Here is a 19,030-nt window from a genome sequence, read left to right as displayed (position 1 = left end):
TTTTTCCTCGACACCTACACCTATTCTACACTTCCCTAGGTTTACCCAATACTCTGCCATCGTAAGAAACGCAGTTTCCGTTCTCAATCCTGAAGAAGGGCTCGCGGAGCATGTTAACAGCCTTTAGAGCCTCCACCAGCCTGTCCAGCTTCTCCTCCTGGCTCAGCCCCTCGTGGTGCAGTATGCCATCGAGGTCGACGAGGTTGTCGCTCCTGTTGAGGCAGGGCTTAAGCTTCGCGTCGTGGGTGAGCCTTACCCGCGTGCACCCCATGCAGAAGTAGGGGTTACAGTAGTTCGCTATCACCTCTACTCTTATACCGCTCTCGAGGACGAAGACCGGCCTGTTATGGAGCTGCTTCCTCTCAACCCTCGAGGCCTTCTCGCGTAGCGTGGGTAATAGCTTCTCAACGGGGTAGTAGAGCGCTTGGAAGTTCTCCCTGCCTCTCCCCTCGGGGATAAGCTCTATGACGTTCACGTTGAAGCCCATCTTGGAGGCATAGTCCAGAATACCAGGTAGCTCGCTGAAGTTGTACTTTGTTACGACGAAGTTGATTTTCACGGGCAGTCCAAGGTCGTGCACAAGGCTAAGCCCCTTGAAAACCTTCTCGCTCCCGTTTACGCCGGTCATCAGGTTGTAGCTTTGGGGGCTTAGAGCGTGTAGGCTGACGTTCAGCCTGTCGAGACCCGCTTCCTGGAGTTTTCTAGCGCGCTCGAGGAGAAAGAAGCCGTTTGTTGTGGCGGAAACCTCGACGTCGTTGCCTAAGCTCTTTACTCTCGAGACGATTTCGCCGATGTCAGGTCTAACGAGGGGCTCTCCCCCTGTTAGCTTGAAGGTTTTCACCCCTAAGGAGTACGCTGCCCGTGAAACGAGTTCAATGTCTTCAACCGAGAGCTTATCGGGGTCCTCCCCCTCCCCCTCCCTGTGGCAAAAAACGCAGGAGTAGTTGCACCTGCCGGTGACCGATATTCGAAGGTTCGTCAGGGGGCGACCAAACCTATCAACTAGCAAGACAACACCGCACTAGATCCACGCTAGGCGGAGATTTATGCGTTATGTCCAGACAAAAATATCGCGTCTCCCGTGAAACCCTTTTAAGGAATTTAAGGCATATAAATATCAATAATCGCGAAAAGTTTTTTAATGAAATAAAGGCAAGAAAACATCTTTTCAGCAAACGTATCAAAAAACTTAAAAAGTATAGTTTTCAGACATGCTCAATGGCTCAGGCCCCGCAATCCTCAAAAAAGAGCGAAGCTATCAAACTTGCAACACTGCTGATCATAGGGCTCATCATCGGAACCGCCATAGGCTTCCTTATCGCCCCAAGACCCACCGCTCCAGCCGCGCAGCAGACTATAACCGTCCCGATCGGCGCGCTCCTCCCGCTTACCGGTGACCTCTCATCCTTCGGGAAAAGAAACCAGCACGCGCTCGAGCTTGCTGTGGAGGATATTAATGCCTTCGCGGAGCAGGTTGGGTCGCCTTTCAGGTTCAAGCTCCTCGTCGAGGACACCGGCACGAACCCCGAGCAGGCTAGAGCCAAGATACAGGCCCTCGCAGCCCAAGGAGTACAAGCCGTCATAGGGCCCATGGCGAGCAGCGAAGTAAGCCAAGTCAAGCAGTTCGCAGATGCAAACAAGATAGTCGTGATAAGCCAGTCTTCCACAGCACCCTCGCTTGCTGTTGCTGGCGACTACGTGTTCAGGGTTGTGCCTAACGACGTGTACCAGGGGCGGGCGCTGGCTAGGCTGGTGTTCAGCAGCGGCTTCCGGGGGGCTGCGGTGATCTACAAGAACGACGCGTGGGGCAAGGGGCTCTTCGAGGCCTTCGCCGCCAGGTTCCGGGAGCTCGGCGGCAGCGTCGAGGCCGTCGCCTTCGACCCCAACGCCCAGGACGTCTCGGGCGAGGTCGCTAGGCTCGCCGAAGCCGCCTCCAAGCTCGGCCCCTCCACCGCGGTGGTGCTCATCAGCTTCGAGGACGACGGCATAAGAGTAATCCAGGCAGCCGCCCAAAACCCCACACTCTCAAAGCTCAAGTGGTTCGGAGCAGACGGCACAGCGAGGTCTTCGAAGATGGCGCAGCAGATAGGGGCCCAGCTGGCCTCCATCGGCGGATTGACCAGCACCGTTTTCCAGCCCGGCGTGAACCCTCTTCAGAGCAGCTTCATAGCCAAGTTCAGGTCACGCTTCGGGGAGGATCCAGACGCTTACTCCATGAACGCTTACGATGCTGCTTGGCTTGTGGCCCTCTCGGTGATGGCTGCAGGCCAGTACAGCGGGGAAGCCATCGCCAAAGCCCTCCCCACCGTGGCGCAGCACTACTACGGAGTAACAGGAAACACAGCACTAGACCAAACAGGGGACAGGTCAGCGGGAGACTACGCTGCCTGGAAGGTCGTTAAGACGGACACCGGATACACGTGGGTGCTAGCAGCAACTTACAGCAGTGCTACAGACAGCTGGACCCCTATTGCGAGCGGCGGGTGACTTTTAAAGATGCTTATTTCTCCTATTCTTTTCACGCGTAATATCTCTAAGAGGTTTGGCGGTGTTACAGCTCTCAGCAACGTGAGCATTCGTGTCGGGTCGAAAACGCTGTCCCTGATTATTGGTCCGAATGGCAGCGGGAAGTCCACCCTGATAAACGTGATAGGTGGATTGCTGCAGCCGGATGATGGCCGCGTGTACTTCAACGGGAAAGATATCACGAGGCTGTCACCCCACGAGAGGTTCCGTCTGGGCCTCGCGAGGACATTCCAAACACCGCAGTTATTCACAAGCCTAAGCGTCTTGGAAAACGTTCTCGTACCGATGAGAGAGTACTACGAGGAGCGAGTGCTGGAGATACTGTTAAGCGACAGCTGGAGGCTTAGGGAGAAGAGATACGTGGACAGAGCGTTTCAGGTGCTGAAGCTTCTAAACCTGGATCACCTGTGGGATGCTCCCGCATCCGACCTAAGCGGTGGTCAGATGAAGCTCCTTGAGCTCGCGCGGGTGCTCATGAGCGACCCCCAGCTCGTAATCTTAGACGAACCCCTTGCGGGAGTGAACCCCTCGTTGGCTAACGAGATTATGAGTTACCTCAGAACGTTGCGTGACGAGCTCGGGGTTACATTCCTTGTCGTGGAGCACAGGCTAGACATAGCCCTTAAATTCGTAGACTATGTCTATGCGATGCACCAGGGCCAAGTGATAGCCGAGGGCTCTCCCGACACAGTCATCAAGAACCCGGCGGTTATCGAAGCCTACCTAGGTGGGTGAGATTGGGCCTGCTGGACGTCGAGGATCTAGCGGTTGGATATGGGAAAATGGAGATTGTGAGCGAGGTTTCCTTCAGTGTTCACAAAAAGGAGATTTTCGTCATTGTGGGTCCTAATGGGAGCGGTAAAAGCACGCTTCTCAAAGGTCTTTTCGGCCTAGCGAGGGTGTTTAAAGGGCGAGTGTTGTTGAGCGGTGCTGAAATCACCAGTTTGCCACCTCACAAGCGCTCCACCATGGGCCTCGCGTACCTTCCGCAGCTCGGAAACACGTTCGAGAGCTTATCCGTTTACGAGAACCTTGTCCTGGCGGCTCACAACCTTCCTCGCGAGGAGTTCGAGCAGCGCCTCGAGAACGTTCTAGAGATGCTTCCGGCTCTGCGAGACCTCCTTAAACGAAAAGCAAAAACGCTCAGCGGGGGTGAGCGCCAGATGCTGGCGTTAGCTATGAACCTCCTCAGAAATCCGCACGTCTTGATGATGGACGAGCCAACGGCCGCTCTCTCACCAAAGCTGGCGGCTCAAGTCTTCGATCAGATACAAACTCTTCAAAACGAGCACGGCCTCACGATCGTGCTTGTAGAGCAGAATGCCTTGAAGGCGCTGGAGATCGGCGACCGAGCTCTCCTTCTGGTCTCAGGCAGGCCTAGGTTCTACGGTGCAACGTCGGAGTTGTTGGAAAACAGAGAGTTGGGAAAACTCTACTTGGGGCTGTAGGCGTCTCCTGGTGGTTGATGTGCAGGTGCTCCTAGATGTTTTTATTAACGGGTTGGTATACAGCAACCTACTTGCCCTCCTTTCCATCGGGCTCACTCTAGCTCTTCTAACCTCGAAGGTCTCGAACTTCGCTCAGGGGGACTTTGCGGTTATAGGTATTTACTCGGCTTACACCGCCAGCGTTTTGACCCAACTCTCCCCCTACGCTCACATCCCACTCGCCTTCACAGCAGGCGCCTCTGTGGCCGCCGCCATCTACTTTCTCGTGTTCGACAAGCTGAGGGTTCGATCAACTCTCGTCACTCTGATGATAGTTTCGATGGCTATCGACATGATTCTAAGAGCATCAATGCAGCTTTACGCGGATTTCCTCCAGCTCACGTTGCGGGTGTACTCTAGGGGGTTTATATTCAAAGACATAACACTTGACTTTGCGGGCTTTTCTCTCGCCGGAGTACTGATCTTGTCAACTCTAACCACGATGCTCCTCTTGCTGACCCTGTATACTCTTCTCTTTAAAACAAGGGTGGGGATAGCGATGAGAGCGGCGATCGAAAACCCTCAGCTCGCAGAAACCCTTGGAATAAATGTTAGGAAGGTGTTCGCGCTGGGTTGGGCGCTCTCAGGCGGACTGGGAGCTGTGGCAGGAGTGTTTTTACCGTTCCGAATACCCGTTAACCCCGACACTGGTTTTACGCTACTTCTCTCGATATTCGCATCTGCTACAGTGGGTGGCTTGACAAGCCTTACTGGGAGTGTTGTCGGCGCATATATTATAGGCTTTTCCGAGACTTTGTTCACGTATGCCCTCTCAAGCCTGGGGTTGAGCACAGCCTACCGCCCTGCCGTCTCCTTCATAGCCATAATAGTGACTTTACTGCTTGCTCCTAGCGGGGTTGCCTCGTTGTGGAGTAGAAAGAGGTGACATCCGTGGACCTGCTCATGTTCCTAATGGATCTCGGTGTCCTGTACTCCGTCTATGCCATACTCGCAATCTCCGTCGAAATAGAGTACGGAGAACTAGGAATACCTAACTTTGCCAAGTCTGCTATGTATGCCGTTGGCGCTTTCTCCGTCGGCGCGCTAGCCACGCGCATTGGTGTATGGCTCATTGGGGCCACGTGGGAGGGAGACTTCAAGAGCACAAGCTGGATCTACGCGACCATGGTGTCTGAGAAGATAGCTTTGAATCCAATGTTAGGTATCATAGTGTTCGTAGTACCTCTCCTTGTAGCGATACCTGTAGCCGCCTTATTGGGTCTCTTAGCATCATACCCCGCCTTACGCCTTCGCGAGGATTACCTTGGTATAACTCTCATAGCGTTCAGCGAGCTCGTCAGAGTCTTTGCGAGAAACTATGAACCGCTCGTGGGTGGTACATTTGGAGCTGGGATTCCGAACTTTCTGGCATTTCTCCCCGTTCAGCTTAGAAGCATTACACTGCTTTTAATAGCAGTGACGTTCCTAGCTGTAATTTGGCTGTCTTACTATAAACTGACGACATCTCCCTTTGGGAGAGTCCTGCGCGCGATAAGGGATAATGAAGTCGCCGCCCAGAGCCTTGGCAGGAACATAGTTAAGATCCGAGCCACAGTATTAATGCTCGGGTCCATGCTGGCCGCGATTGCAGGTGTGCTCTATGCATTCTACGTCGGCTCCGTCAACCCGGATGACTTCACAATAATGAAGACTTTCATCGTCATCCTCATGGTCGTAATTGGGGGCAGGGGAAACCCACTCGGTCCACTCGTAGGTGCAGGAGTGTACATCGCGCTCGACAGAGCGATAACCTTCGCTAAGCAACAGGTACTGTTACCGTTCGACGTAAACTACTTCTCGTACATCATCTTCGGAACGTTGCTTATACTCGTTGTGATGTGGCGCCCCGGAGGGTTAGTTCCAGAAAAACCTCCTCTCACCGTTCGCAAGGAGTAACATTTTGTTTTTCGGCGATTGTTGAAAAAACATAATTGAGAAGTTAAAGTAATTATCCAGCTTTGCTTATAAAAATCTTTAAGTTACTTAACGATTGCATGACTGGTGAAGCTTAGTGTCAAAAGGCTTAGAGTACTTGCTACGCCCCCGCTCTGTTGCCGTCATCGGCGCATCTCGAAATCCAGAAAAAATAGGCTACCAGGTTGTAAGGAACCTGCTGGAGGGGGGTTTCCCCAAGGAGCGGATCTACCCTATTAACCCCCATGCGGACGAGATACTTGGTTTGAAATGTTACCCGTCCATACTTGACGTTCCTTACGATGTGGATCTGGCAGTGGTGGTTGTACCCGCTCATGCGGTTCCCTCTGTGCTAGAGGAGGCCGGGAAAAAAGGCGTTAAGGCAGTAGCGGTGATAACTAGCGGCTTCAAGGAGATAGGTAACTATGAGCTTGAAAGCAGGCTTGTTGAGATAGCGAAACGGTACGGGATGCGCCTCTTGGGCCCGAACATCGTTGGGATATGCGATACCGTCAAGAAGGTAAATGCCAGCTTTTGCCAGGGGTTGCCTAACCCCGGCGAAGTGGCGTTCATAACTCAGAGCGGCGCGCTAGGAATAGCACTTGTCGGATGGACCAAGCTTAAGGGTATAGGGCTCTCTGACTTGGTGAGCCTCGGCAACAAAGCAGATGTTGACGAGGTCGACCTTCTCGAGTTCTTCGAGGAGGATAACAGTACGCGCGTCATAACCGCTTACCTTGAAGGCATAAGTAACGGACCCCGCTTCATGGAGGTAGCTAGACGTGTTGCGCGGAAAAAGCCGATTATAGTTCTCAAGGCTGGAAGAGGGGCGAGAACCGCTGGGGCGATAAAATCGCACACAGGGTCTCTTGCGGGTAGCTTCGCCGCTTACGAAGCCGCCTTCAAGCAAAGCGGTGTTATTCTCGCTGACAGCTTTATCGATCTCTTCGACTGGGCTGTAGCTCTCGCGAAAAGCCAGCTACCCTCAGGTGAAAACACAGTAATTCTCACGAACGGTGGTGGCGCCGGGATAATGGCCACAGATGCCGCTGAAAAATGGGGCATAAGGCTCATGGATATACCCAGTGACCTCGCCGAGAAGCTCAGGAGACACATGCCCCCCTTCGGGAGCGTGTTCAACCCCGTGGATCTAACGGGAATGGCCGACGCTGAGCAGTACATGGGAGCTATGAAGGATCTCCTTCTCGACCCCCGCGTTGACGCGATTGCAGTTCTCTACTGCCATACAGCTATAACAAACCCCTCAGAAATAGCTCAAGCCATAATTAGGGCGATCAGGGAAACGGGAGTAAGTAAGACGGTCGTGGCCTCATTTATAGGTGGCGAAGAGGTCAGTCAGGCCTGCAGCCAGCTGACCGAGAGCGGTGTACCGTGCTACGAGTCACCCGAGAAGGCTATGGCAGCGCTCGGAGTGCTCTATAAGTATGTTCGCATACGCGAGCGCATAGAGAGGAGGACTTTCCTATCGGTGGACGCTGATACCGACAAAGCCCGCGAGCTTGTTCGGAGGGTGATAAAGGAAGGAAGGTATGTTTTAACTCCCGCCGAGGCCGCGAGGCTCGTGTCTTACTATGGCATGCCTGTTCTCCAGAAAACACTCGTGAGCTCCCCCGACGAGGCGCTCAGGGTAGCGCGTGAGATAGGGTATCCCGTCGTCCTAGAAGTGGAATCACCCGATATACTTCATAAGAGCGATGTGGGTGGCATAGTAGTCGGCGTTGACTCCGATGAGGCTGTAGTAGAAGCCTACAACAGAATAATGGACAGTGTTTCGAGAAAGGCGCCAAACGCTAGAGTAATCGGAATCATCGTCAGAAAGATGGCTGAGAAAGGCAAGGAGGTCGTCATCGGCGTGCACAGGGACCCAGTATTTGGGCCCTTAGTTATGGTTGGGAGTGGCGGCGTGCTTGTAGAGTTGCTAAAGGATGTAAGCTTCAGAGTCGCGCCTCTAGCTCTCGAGGACGCAGTCGAGATGCTGGAAGAGACGAAGATTTACCATGTGCTCAAAGGCTATAGGGGGGAACAGCCTTCAGACATCGAGAGCGTTGTGAACGCTCTGATAAGGCTTTCTAGGCTCGCGCTAGATATCCCGGAAATAGAAGACATAGACATTAACCCATTCTTCGTGTATGAGAAAGGGAAAGGAGCCCTTGCTGTGGACGTTAAAGTCACGTTGAGAAAAATCGACTAACCTACTCGCCTAGCACTTCGATTATCACTCTTCTGTTTGTTCTAGGGCCATCCATCTCAACGAAGAACACGTCCTGCCAGGTTCCTCTGACAACCCTCCCATTGATAACAGGGAGAGTGAGGCTAGCCCCTATTATAGAGGAGGCTACGTGTGCGTGTGCGTTATCGTCGATCCTATTATGTAGCCAGTTTTTACCAGGCGGGAATAACTGTGAAATGTGATCAAGAATGTCTCTAATAAGTCCTTTTTCGTTTTCATTTGCTACTATCGCGCCTGTGGCATGCGGGGCGAAAACTAAGCAAATCCCGTTGATTATGCCACTTTCGGACACCGCCTTCTCGACCTCATCTGTTATGTTAACTAATTCGAACTTTTCCCTTGTTGAGAATGTGAGAGTTTTAACAGCAACTTTCATACTATCCTCTAAAACGAATTCGCCACTTTAAGGTTTATCGCGAGACCTCCCTTAAACACATATGTCTACCCCGACTGTGACTACTCAGGCAGTACGCGAGTGTAAGGTGCGTCACGGCCTAGCACCATTTCCTCAAAGTATGTTAAGCCTCCTATAGCCACTCTTATACCGCTCCTGGCAGCCGCAAAAGCGCAACTGAGCTTGTGCTGTAGTCCTCCTGTGACGTCGATTCCGCTCTCAGAGATTTGGGATAAGGGGTCGCCGGGACGTATCTCTCTGAGCAGTTTTGCGCCTGGCCTGCTGGGAGGGCGGTCGTAAACCCCACTGGACCCCATTAGGTAGACTAGTACATCAGCTTTTAGGGCCTGGGCTAGGTGTGAGGCTATGTCGTCACCTGATAGGATAGCTACAGCGCGTGAAACATCGACAACTGCGTCGCCGTAGAGGACGGGTACAAGCATCCTCTCGAGGAATAGGCCAACGACGTCTGCGTCGAACCTATAGAGGTGTCCGTCTCTCGTCTGAGAAACTGCTGAGGTCTGAACAGACACTGCGGGAACGCCCTTGCTTAAAAGCTTCTCAATGATCTTCAGGTTAAGGTAGCTCATCCAGTACCTCGTCTCGGCGAACCCATATGCCTTCACCCTAGAGAAACCTCCATTTGTCAGTGAATACTTTGCCGCGACAGGGTGCCCGAAAGAACCTCCACCGTGGACAACCACCAACTTCACGCCTTCTTCGTAAAGTTGTAAAACCTTGTCGGCAAATAGGTCGATGTTGCTCTCGCGTAGAGTGAAGGGTCTTGTCTTCTCAGTAATCACTGAACCCCCGAGCTTAACAACGGCGAGCAAAGAGCGCCACCGCGGAGTCAGAACTCGCGTCTTTCAATGAATATTGCCAGGCTCTCGAGCATTCGCCTATAAGGACTATCTGGAAGCTTTTCGAGCGCCTTCAAAGCTGCATCTACGTAGCTCTTCCTTAAACTATCAGCCCTACGATAAGCGTTAGTCTTTTTAATTTCGTTTATAGCCGCGGACACCTCTTCCCAGGATACCTCGTTTTTTCTTAGGACTTGGCTCAGAACGCTATCCTCCCCGAGCTCCTCGAGTGCTAGTAGTACGACGACGTTTCCAAGCTTATGTTCCTTGATGTCGCCGCCGACCTTTTTACCGGTCTTTCCCTCCTCCCCGAAGATGTCTATGATATCGTCACTGATTTGGAAAGCTATGCCAACGTTTTTACCGTAGCTTCGCAAAGCGGTTAGAGCCTCGTCGTCGACGCCCTCAACCGATAGGCCTCCGAAGAAACAGGACGCCTCGATGAGCGCACCTGTTTTCTTCTCAACCATTTCAAGATACTCCTCTAATTTCAGCTTGCGGTAGCGCTTACTGAGAACATACGGCTCATCTTCTCTTCCAGCTTGCTCGAAAAGTATGTCCAAGCGCTCCCCGTCTGTGAGCAGTTTTATGACTCGCGCCATTTCCTCGTGGAAAGCCTCCGGATCCCTGGTATCGTTAAGCGCCTCTGAAATGCTTTCCCTATAGTGAACTGCAACGAGTATAGCAGTGCTAAGGCCGTACTTCTTCCACACCGTTGGCATACCTCTTCTAACCTCGCTGTGGTCGATAATGTCGTCGAGGATCAGCGAGTAATTATGTGCGAGCTCAACACCGGCTGCTGCAGGGTACGCCTCCTCAGCGTTACCTCCGACGGCTAGAGCTGAAAGAAGCGTGAGGGCTGGGCGGACTCTCTTGCCACCCATTTTAATCGGATACAACACAGCTTCCGCGAAGTCAGGGTGAGCATTCCTCAGAAGGTACTTCTCCATGACCGGGTCAACTCGCTTACCATACTCAACCAGCAAATCGAGGGGATTCACCGTTGCCGCTCCTTCCACGCTTCAGAACAAACAGAGATGAGATATATCGATTGTGGCTCATCCTCAGTGCTGCGTTTAAGAAATGGCTAAGTAAGCCTGAACTTTCACGCCCAACGAAACCTAAGCAAACATTTAAAGTATCATTGACAGCTAAACCGTGGAGTCGCTATGGACGTATTCTTGCTCGGGCATTTAGTCGTGGACGTGCTGGTAGTTCGAGGGAACGTTAGGCGGAGCCTTGGGGGCACTGTGACCTACGGTGCCATAGCTGCCCTCAGGCACAGAGCGAAGCCTTACATTATATCTAAGATAGGCCTGGATTTTCCGGACGAGTACCTGCTTTTCCTCGCAAGAAGCGGCGTCGACACAACGTACATCTCAGTGTCAAAGGATCTTCCTACCACGAAGTTCAAGCTCGTCTACGAAGACTCTGAGAGAACACTGTACCTGCTCTCGAGGTGTGAAGATATTCTCTCAAGCGATGTGCCATTAGAGAAAATTAGGGGGTCTATAGCAGTCATAGGGGCTCTCGTAGGGGAAGTTGCACCAAGTGTGATCCAGGAGATCTCCGAGCGAGCGTCACTTGTGGTAAGCGACCTTCAGGGCTACTTGAGGCGGGTCGGTCCCGACAGGAGAGTTTACTTATCCTTCTCGAGGGAGGCGTTACTCGTAATATCGCTCTCGAACATTGTTCATGCGGAAGTCAGTGAAGCAAAGGCTCTCTTCGGAGACGCCCCATCCCAGCAGCTTGCGAGGAAAATTGTTGATGAAGGCGCAGCCATAGCGTTGGTCACAATGGGTGCTGACGGCGGTTACGTGGCGACCAAGGAGAAGGTGCTCTTCGTGCCTCCAGCCGAGACAAATCGCGTTGTAGACAGGACTGGAGCAGGAGACGTTTTCACCACAGTTTTCGCAATCGAGTATCAACGCTCCGGGGACATTAAGGATGCGGCGAGCTACGCGGCCGCCGCGGTGTCGTACCTAATCGAAAAGCCGGGCGTAGACGGTCTCAGGAACAGGTGGGAGCTTTCGCGGAGGGCGGAGAAGGTGCTCGAGAGTATTAAGGAAATTTAGCTTTTACTGATAAAAGCTTTATTTATCAATCAAAACATTATTACTTGATGAAGCCACTGTTGAACGAGGTTAGTTCGAGGATAAAGGAAGCGCGAGAGGTGCTGGGTCCCGTAATTCACCGAACACATCTTCTTCCTAGTAGGACTCTGGGCGACATCACTAAGGCAGAGGTCTTCCTGAAGCTTGAGAATCTTCAAAAGACAGGTGCTTTCAAGGTGAGAGGGGCTTACTACAAGATAAGCAAGTTAAAGAGGGCTGAAGGCGTCACGCGAGTAGTGGCCGCCAGCTCGGGAAACCATGCGCAAGGCGTTGCATACTCAGCGTCGTTACTGGGGGTAGACGCGACGATATTTATGCCTCGCTACACACCTTTCTACAAAGTTAATGCTACTCGAAGTTACGGCGCCCAGGTTATCCTATACGGGGAGACGTATGACGACGCTTACAAGAAGGCTGTAGAATTCGCAGAAGAGCAGAAAGCGCCCCTGATACACCCCTTCGACGACCTGGATATAATAGCTGGACAGGGAACCATAGGCGTCGAGATTTTTGAAGATGCGCCGAACGTGGATGTTGTCTTGGTTCCTGTGGAAGGCGGGGGCCTTATCTCGGGTATAGCTGTGGCCCTGAAGAAACTCAACGAGCGAATAAAGGTTATTGGTGTGCAGCCTTCCGGGGCGCCGGCGATGTACCTCTCCTTTAAGCAGAGGAAACTCGTCGAGACACCTAATGTTTGGAGCATTGCGGACGGGGTTATTGTAAAAAGACCCGGAGAAACCACACTGAGGATAATGGAAGAGACCGTGGATGATGTTGTTCTGGTGGACGATAAGGACATAGCTAGAGCTGTTTTCATCCTTCTTGAGCGCGCGAAAACTGTTGCCGAACCAGCTGGGGCTCTTTCCGTAGCCGCGCTGCTCTCAGGGGCTGTAGAGGCTAAAGGGAAGCGTGTGGTTGCCGTGGTCTCAGGGGGCAACATTGATCCGTCGATGCTATCAAGGATAGTTAACCAGGTTCTTTTCATAGAAGGTAGGCAGGTCAGGATTAGAGGCATGCTTCCTGACAGGCCAGGCCAGTTGAAGAAAGTGGTTGACGTCATCGCGGAGCTTGGACTTAACATCGTGTCCATCGACCATGAACGCGTGAATCCTCTGGTTATACCGGGAATGGCGCAGGTAACGCTCGGATTGGAAGTCCCCTCGAAGGAGTCCGTGAACCTGCTTTTAGTAAAACTAAAAGAGCTCGGCTTGAACTTTGAAGAGGTGGCCTGAATGACAAAACGAATACTCTTCACTCCCAATGCTCCGAAACCCATCGGGCCTTACAGTCAAGCTGTCGAAGCGGCAGGGTTTGTTTTTGTCTCGGGGCAGATACCCATAGACCCGCAGACGGGCAGCATCGTCGAAGGGGGAATAAAGGAACAAACGAAGCGCGTCCTGGAGAACATAAAGGCTATACTAGAAGAATCGGGACTCACGATGGAGGATGTCGTCTATGCTACTGTTTTCCTCAAGGACATCAGACTCTTCAACGAATTTAACGAGGTATACTCCCAGTACTTTCAAAGAGAGCCTCCAGCGAGAGTGACGGTTCAAGTTGCGGATCTACCTCGAGGAGCCCTAGTGGAGATATCAGTGATAGCTTTTAAGAAATAAGGATTTTTCCCTGATTATGAGTAAAATCCTTTCCTACGATAGTCGTGCTCGTTTCCCCTTTTATCCAAGGACGCGGAAAAGTTAATATTCTGTCTTTGGCAGAAAGAGTAGGAGCGGGGGTGCCCGAGCTAGGTCAAAGGGGGCGGACTCAGGCTCCGCTGGCGTCGGCCTGCCCGGGTTCGAATCCCGGCCCCCGCACTTTCCAGATATCCCACCATCGTTCTCAGTTTTCCTCGTTATCGCATTTTCAGCCTATATTTTTTCCTGCCTCTTGTCTATTGGAGAAAAATGTTTATAGACTAGCCCCCTCTACGAGAAGAGGGTAAAAATGGTTAGGGTATTCCACGTCGAAGAGAGAGTTAAGATTCCAGAGAACGTGAAGGTGCAGCTAGAGGGCAAGAAGGTAAGCGTTGAGGGTCCTCTCGGTAAGGTTGAGCGCGACTTCAGCTTCGCGAAGAAGATAGAACTGTCCATTGAGGATGGCTTCATTAAGGTTGAGGCTTACCTGGCAAACAAGCGTGAATACTCGCTTGTAAAAACCATAGCGTCTCACATAAACAACATGATAATAGGAGTAACTAAGGGTTTCCGGTATAAGATGAAGGTCGTCTATGCTCACTTCCCAATGACGCTTAAGGTCGACAAAGACAAAGTGATGATCGAAAACTTCCTGGGCGAGAGGGGCAAGAGGTACGCTGAAATCCTACCTGGAGTTAAAGTGAAGGTGGAGAAAGAGGACGTTATCATTGAGGGTGTGGACAAGGAGGCTGTCGCCCAAACTGCGGCCAATATACACCATGCGACGCAGCTAACTGGAGATAGGAGACCCAGCCCGCACGGGCGTGAGGGCACAGGCCCCGGTGTGCTCGACGGCATATATCTCTACGCCGTTGAGTATCTGAAGTCATAAAAATGAAGTCATAAAAATAAGGAATAGTTCATGGAACTCCACATCGGAGTGGATGACACAGACTCACCGGAGGGTTTTTGCACCACCTATCTGGGTTATGAGCTAGTGGTTGAGTTCCAGAGGAGAGGCTACAGGTTTCTGGATTTCCCTTATCTGGTGCGTTTAAACCCTAACATACCTTTCAAAACGAGAGGGAATGCTGCGATATCTATCCACCTCGACGTGCCTGAAGATAAAATTCCAGAAATTGTAGATACTGTTGAAGAGTTTGTTTTGAGGCGCTCGGAGCATCACGGTAAAACTTCGCCCGGCTTTGCCCTGTTGAAAGGAGGGGTTACCGACACCCTACGAGAACTGTACCGGGCCGCGTTGACGAGCCTGGTCCCACGTAGCTACGTCGAGGAACTTGTTGCTAGCGGGGTGTTAGATGTCATGGTTTTTCGGCTCGGGAAGGCTAGGGGCATTGTGGGGGCCCTAGCGGCCATAGGCGCCTACCCCCTGAGGGACTACACCTACGAACTACTGGTGTATAGGGACCCGAGCTTCAGAGGGCCAAAGACCGTTCTAGATGAAGGGGTTATTATAGAGATAGATAGGAGATTCAGACCCACAGTTTTCGCTACGTATGATTACTCCGAGCGCAGGTCCCTCGTAACACCCCGCGGTCCTGACCCTGTTCTAATGGGGTTTAGGTCTCTGAGCGCCGAGACCCTGCTTGAAGTGCTAGAGAAATACCTTAAAGGGCGCATCAAGAGCCTTGGTGCCACAGGGTTTATCCTGTACAAGAGTAACCAGGCGACAAACGCTCACCTTGCGTTCAAGAAGCGGGTGGCGGAGATTAGGCCCTATGACTCAGTAATCCTCGAAGCGACTGTGAAAGGCAGGCCTTTAGTTCTCGAGGGAGGGCACGTCAAGGTCGAAGTATGCGATGGTAGCGGTTGCATCGACTCGATGTTCTATAAGGAGACTGGGAGGCTCAACAGGGTCGCGAGGTTGCTCAGAGAGGGTGATGTTGTGGAAGTCGGAGGAGGAGTTATCCCTAGAAGGGTTTTAACGTTGAACGCGGAGTTTCTACACGTGCTCTCAGTCAAACCAATTGAGAGTGTCTTGAACCCGTTATGCCCCGTATGCGGTTCGCGCCTAGAATCCGCCGGGAGGAATAAAGGATACAGGTGCCGCAAGTGCGGGTTCCGCGGCAAGTTTCTTGCCAAAAACCGGGAGGAGCTACCAAGGATACTGGAGCCTGGTCTATACGTTCAGAGCACTAGGGCTTACAGGCATCTGTCCCGACCGTTAGAGGTATACGGTTTAGAGAGAAGTTTTACGGCGGTTCTCTCCCCAGTAGCTGGCCCCCTCTAGTCACGCTCACTCACGCTTATATTACTTCTAGGAGAGTGCTCTACGCGGCCCCCTGCAGTCAGAAAAATCTTATATGCGTAACTTGTGTTGCAAGAGCGGCACAGGTGTGGAGAGATGGTTCGCTACAAACAGGTCTCAGATATCATCAAGATAATGAGGAACGTTGAGCAAGTGAGGAATATAGGTACCCTAGCGCATGTTGATCACGGCAAAACGACGACTTCTGACTCACTGCTCATGGGCGCTGGTATCCTGAGCCCCAAGGTAGCTGGCCAAGCGTTGGCTCTGGATTACGTCGAGATCGAGCAACTTAGACAGATGACAGTGAAGGCTGCTAATGTGTCGCTTTACCACGAGTGGCAGGGTAAGCCTTATGTAATCAACCTCGTAGATACTCCGGGGCACGTAGACTTCACCGGACACGTTACTAGGAGCCTTCGAATGATGGATGGAGGCATAGTAGTTGTGGATGCTGTCGAAGGCGTTATGACACAGACCGAGACCGTTGTGAGGCAGGCTTTACAGGAGTACGTTAGGCCGTTGCTATACATAAACAAAGTAGACAGGCTTATAAAGGAGCTAAGGTTAGAGCCTAGGGAAATCCAGCAGCGGTTTGTAGAAATCGTTAAGGAGTTTAACGGTCTGATAGAGCTTTACGCGGACAAGGAGTTCAGGGATAAATGGAAAGTTGATTTCGCGAAGGGCCAGGTCGCATTCGGTAGCGCTTTGCACAAGTGGGGGCTCACAGTACCCCTAGCTGCAGAGAAGGGGGTAAAGTTCGACTACATAATCGATGCATACATGCATGACAACAAAGAGCAGCTTGCACAGGAGTTCCCGCTCTACGTGGCTCTGCTCGACATGGTCGTAGAGCATATACCCAATCCGAGGGAAGCCCAGAGGTACAGGGTACCTAAGCTCTGGCGCGGCGATTTGAATAGTGAAATAGGAAAGGCAATGCTGGAGTGCGACCCGGACGGTCCGACGGTCGTTGCGGTGAGCAAGATAACCATAGACCCGCATGCCGGGCACGTTGCTACAGGCAGAGTTTTTAGCGGTACTGTGACAGAGGGGCAAGAACTTTACCTTGTAAATGCTAAGGATACCGCTAGAGTCCTGCAGGTAGGTCTATACATGGGACCGTATCGAGAGAAAACCGACCAGATCTCGGCCGGAAACATAGTTGCTATGCTTGGGCTGGAGAAAGCCAGGGCCGGCGAAACCGTCGTAGACACAAGGTTCAAGGAAGCTATGGTGCCCTTCGAGCACCTGGCCTATGTCGCTGAGCCTGTGGTAACGATTGCTCTAGAACCGAAGAAGAGCAGCGATCTGCCTAAACTGGTTGATATTCTTCGAAAGCTCGCTATTGAGGATCCAACTCTAAAAGTGTATATCAACCAAGAAACGGGCGAGTACCTCCTAAGCGGAGTTGGCACACTGCACCTCGAGATTACGCTTTGGGAGCTCAAGCAGAGAACAGGCATCGACATCGTGACCTCGCCGCCTATAGTACGCTACAGAGAGACCATCCGCGAAAAAGGCCAGGTGTTCGAGGGTAAATCCCCCAACAAGCACAATAAACTGTACTTCTATGCTGAACCCCTTAACGAGGAGACGATAAAGCTCCTTCAAGAGGGTAAGGTCTACCCAGACCAGGATTGGCGTGAGAGAGCGTCTATTCTAAGGGAGTACGCTGGCTGGGACACTGATGAAGCTAGAAATATCTGGGACATCGACGAGAACTTCAACATAATCGTAAACAAGACAACGGGCATACAGTATCTCAGGGAGGTGCGGGACACAATAATTCAGGGCTTCAGGTGGACTATGGAGGCTGGTCCGCTGGCACAAGAGCCCGTAAGAGGCGTAAAGGTGGTCTTGGTTGACGCTGTTCTTCACGAGGATCCAGCGCATAGAGGTCCCGCGCAGATAATGCCAGCCACAAAGAACAGCATAATGGCGACTTTGCTATCGGCCAAACCCACGCTTCTAGAGCCTATACTGAAAGTGGACGTCAAAGTGCCGACAACTCACGTAAGCGGGGTTCTGAACGTCCTAAACAGACATAGAGGTAAGATAATAGGAATGGAAGAGAAAGGGATGATCATGCGCGTCCTCGCCGAGCTCCCTGTGGCTGAAAGCTTCAACATAGCCGATGAGCTGCGCGAAGCAACGCAAGGTAGGGCTTTCTTCGCCTATGAGTTCTACCGCTGGGCCCCTGTCCCCGCATCACAACTAGAAGAGATCGCTCTTACCATAAGGGAACGCAAGGGGTTGCCGAAGCGGCTTCCTAGAATTGAAGACTTTATCGGACCCTAGCTGCGCCTGTCTCATCCGCCCTCCTCACTTTTCTGAGAGCCCTCTAGCGGGGTCATGGATCCCCTTTTGGGGGCTTTTTAGAAAGAGCTTCGCCGCGTTAACGCAGGCTCCCAGTCTCTGCTGTGAGTTATGTTGCAGCTGGGGAAGCGCTACCACCGCTTCCCCAGCTCTACCCCACATGCTCCGCAAACGGGGCACTGCTTCCAAGAGAAATTGCCGTGCGGCTGGAACCGCCTCGCTCCATCATAGAGTGCTAGTTTCTCAAGTCTCTCCGCGACCATCAACAGGGGTCGCCGTAGCTTTGCTCCCCTAGGCTCCCTGCCCGGAGCACATCTGCTACAATTACGACGGTGTAGCCCTGGCCCCTCCGCCTCCTGACCAGGTTCCGTAGCTCCCGGAGCACGCCTCTAATCCAATCGTCGTTCACCCTTTGAACCTTCCTCGACGCCTGACTCGCAACCCTCTCGGCGCGCTCCGGCATCAGGATCACCTTCGCTCTCAGCCTCTTAGTGATCCTCAGCGCCTCCTCTACAGCGTAGCCTGTTCTCTGCAGCTCTTCGATGCCTCTCTTCCTTGAACCTCTGGAAGGCTCCATTCCATTTACCCAACTCGGAGTAGCTGGTCATAATGGCCGCAAGGAGCCTCAGCAGAGTCGTATTCGGAGGCTTAACCACGCGGTGCGCCACTAGCCTCAACCCCCTTGCAGTGAGCTTCAACGTGAGCTTAATGCTGTCGAATCGCTCCAAGTCCTCGAGCACAGTCCTGGCCAGCGGGGACTTCAGCCTCATCGAGATGCCGGCACTCGGAACGCAGAACTCGCCCCCTCGAGGCGTCGAGCACCACAAGGGCATTGATTGCGCCGTGCAATATCTCGCCATTGCCGACCAACGCCCCTTTCACGAAGCCCGTGCGACGCTACCTCTCCAGCCCCTATGCGGTGTGCCTGGTGTTCCTCGTGGCGAAGGCCTTGCTGAGCGGCTTCAGCTCCCTTAGGCGCCACAGCGTCCTAACGAGGCCAGTGAGCTCAAGCCACCTTGCCGCACTCTCCCACACCTCCCCACTAAACCCGACAATCATGGCTAAGCGCTAGGGGGGTTATAAGCGTTCACAGATGCTATGACCGGTAGGAGAGTAGCCGCGAAGGCTTTGCTCGAACCCCCTCCCACAACCTCCTCTCCAAGCCTTCATGGTACAGGGAATGCGCGGGCCGGACACGGGAGGAGACAAGGGAAAAACTGAAAAAGCGCCATTGCTACGTGGGTCTTAAAATATACGAAGAA

18 protein-coding genes and 1 tRNA gene are annotated in these 19,030 nt (G+C 52.5%); 14 read left to right on the top strand and 5 right to left on the bottom strand.

Annotated elements, in window-relative coordinates; translation table 11 throughout:
* Positions 1-25: 25 nt before the first annotated feature.
* Positions 26-1,009 (bottom strand): GTP 3',8-cyclase MoaA, encoded by a 984-nt coding sequence (moaA, locus tag ACNO7C_RS02080; RefSeq protein ID WP_460025364.1) that lies wholly within the window; start codon positions 1,007-1,009, stop codon positions 26-28.
* 209 nt (positions 1,010-1,218) lie between these two features.
* On the opposite strand from moaA, the gene ACNO7C_RS02075 reads away from it, so the two are divergent.
* The 6 genes from ACNO7C_RS02075 to acs all read left to right on the top strand — a co-directional run bounded on the left by ACNO7C_RS02075 (position 1,219) and on the right by acs (position 8,139).
* Complete coding sequence (locus ACNO7C_RS02075) at positions 1,219-2,487, top strand: ABC transporter substrate-binding protein (RefSeq protein WP_460025363.1); 1,269 nt, start codon at positions 1,219-1,221, stop codon at positions 2,485-2,487.
* A gap of 9 nt (positions 2,488-2,496) precedes the next feature.
* Positions 2,497-3,261, top strand: coding sequence for an ABC transporter ATP-binding protein (locus ACNO7C_RS02070; RefSeq protein ID WP_460025362.1), 765 nt, complete (start codon positions 2,497-2,499; stop codon positions 3,259-3,261).
* Entirely contained in the window at positions 3,258-3,974 is a 717-nt protein-coding gene (locus ACNO7C_RS02065; protein WP_460025361.1) for a branched-chain amino acid ABC transporter ATP-binding protein, read from the top strand. The genes ACNO7C_RS02070 and ACNO7C_RS02065 overlap by 4 nt, the downstream gene beginning before the upstream one ends.
* Positions 3,975-3,984: 10 nt before the next feature.
* Positions 3,985-4,899 carry a branched-chain amino acid ABC transporter permease gene (locus tag ACNO7C_RS02060; protein ID WP_460025360.1) on the top strand — a complete coding sequence of 305 codons (915 nt, stop codon included), beginning with the start codon at positions 3,985-3,987 and terminating at the stop codon, positions 4,897-4,899.
* A 5-nt stretch (positions 4,900-4,904) separates the two neighbouring features.
* Positions 4,905-5,909: a branched-chain amino acid ABC transporter permease gene (locus tag ACNO7C_RS02055; RefSeq protein ID WP_460025359.1), complete on the top strand. Its 1,005-nt coding sequence runs from the start codon at positions 4,905-4,907 to the stop codon at positions 5,907-5,909.
* Positions 5,910-6,024: 115 nt separating this feature from the next.
* Positions 6,025-8,139: an acetate--CoA ligase alpha subunit gene (acs, locus tag ACNO7C_RS02050; protein ID WP_460025358.1), complete on the top strand. Its 2,115-nt coding sequence runs from the start codon at positions 6,025-6,027 to the stop codon at positions 8,137-8,139.
* 1 nt (position 8,140) lies between these two features.
* On the opposite strand, the gene ACNO7C_RS02045 is transcribed toward acs, so the two are convergent.
* From ACNO7C_RS02045 to ACNO7C_RS02035, 3 genes are all read right to left on the bottom strand, one after another.
* Positions 8,141-8,554 (bottom strand): secondary thiamine-phosphate synthase enzyme YjbQ, encoded by a 414-nt coding sequence (locus ACNO7C_RS02045; RefSeq protein ID WP_460025357.1) that lies wholly within the window; start codon positions 8,552-8,554, stop codon positions 8,141-8,143.
* Between the two features lie 80 nt (positions 8,555-8,634).
* Entirely contained in the window at positions 8,635-9,405 is a 771-nt protein-coding gene (locus tag ACNO7C_RS02040) for an isopentenyl phosphate kinase (RefSeq protein WP_460025356.1), read from the bottom strand.
* Between the two features lie 17 nt (positions 9,406-9,422).
* A complete protein-coding gene (locus ACNO7C_RS02035; protein ID WP_460025355.1) occupies positions 9,423-10,433 on the bottom strand; it encodes a polyprenyl synthetase family protein in 1,011 nt (336 codons plus the stop codon).
* Between the two features lie 168 nt (positions 10,434-10,601).
* On the opposite strand from ACNO7C_RS02035, the gene ACNO7C_RS02030 reads away from it, so the two are divergent.
* The 7 genes from ACNO7C_RS02030 to ACNO7C_RS02000 all read left to right on the top strand — a co-directional run bounded on the left by ACNO7C_RS02030 (position 10,602) and on the right by ACNO7C_RS02000 (position 17,750).
* A complete protein-coding gene (locus tag ACNO7C_RS02030) occupies positions 10,602-11,507 on the top strand; it encodes a PfkB family carbohydrate kinase (protein ID WP_460025354.1) in 906 nt (301 codons plus the stop codon).
* Positions 11,508-11,554: 47 nt separating this feature from the next.
* Complete coding sequence (ilvA, locus tag ACNO7C_RS02025; RefSeq protein ID WP_460025353.1) at positions 11,555-12,778, top strand: threonine ammonia-lyase; 1,224 nt, start codon at positions 11,555-11,557, stop codon at positions 12,776-12,778.
* Positions 12,779-13,162 (top strand): RidA family protein, encoded by a 384-nt coding sequence (locus tag ACNO7C_RS02020; RefSeq protein WP_460025352.1) that lies wholly within the window; start codon positions 12,779-12,781, stop codon positions 13,160-13,162.
* Between the two features lie 113 nt (positions 13,163-13,275).
* Positions 13,276-13,360 (top strand) — tRNA-Leu (locus tag ACNO7C_RS02015).
* A gap of 130 nt (positions 13,361-13,490) precedes the next feature.
* Positions 13,491-14,072: a 50S ribosomal protein L6 gene (locus tag ACNO7C_RS02010; RefSeq protein WP_460025351.1), complete on the top strand. Its 582-nt coding sequence runs from the start codon at positions 13,491-13,493 to the stop codon at positions 14,070-14,072.
* A 30-nt stretch (positions 14,073-14,102) separates the two neighbouring features.
* Positions 14,103-15,431, top strand: coding sequence for a TiaS agmantine-binding domain-containing protein (locus tag ACNO7C_RS02005; protein WP_460025350.1), 1,329 nt, complete (start codon positions 14,103-14,105; stop codon positions 15,429-15,431).
* A gap of 114 nt (positions 15,432-15,545) precedes the next feature.
* Complete coding sequence (locus ACNO7C_RS02000) at positions 15,546-17,750, top strand: elongation factor EF-2 (protein WP_460025349.1); 2,205 nt, start codon at positions 15,546-15,548, stop codon at positions 17,748-17,750.
* Between the two features lie 280 nt (positions 17,751-18,030).
* Here the strand turns inward: ACNO7C_RS02000 and ACNO7C_RS01995 are convergent, their stop codons facing one another.
* Positions 18,031-18,345 carry a hypothetical protein gene (locus ACNO7C_RS01995; RefSeq protein ID WP_460025348.1) on the bottom strand — a complete coding sequence of 105 codons (315 nt, stop codon included), beginning with the start codon at positions 18,343-18,345 and terminating at the stop codon, positions 18,031-18,033.
* A gap of 32 nt (positions 18,346-18,377) precedes the next feature.
* Here ACNO7C_RS01995 and ACNO7C_RS01990 point away from each other — a divergent pair, with 32 nt between their 5' ends.
* Positions 18,378-18,743, top strand: coding sequence for a hypothetical protein (locus ACNO7C_RS01990; protein WP_460025347.1), 366 nt, complete (start codon positions 18,378-18,380; stop codon positions 18,741-18,743).
* The last annotated feature ends 287 nt before the right edge of the window (positions 18,744-19,030 follow it).

Source organism: Infirmifilum tikiterense, assembly GCF_054696565.1.
The sequence above is the reverse complement of the archived record's forward strand: the minus strand, read 5'-3'. Positions and strand labels throughout refer to the sequence as shown.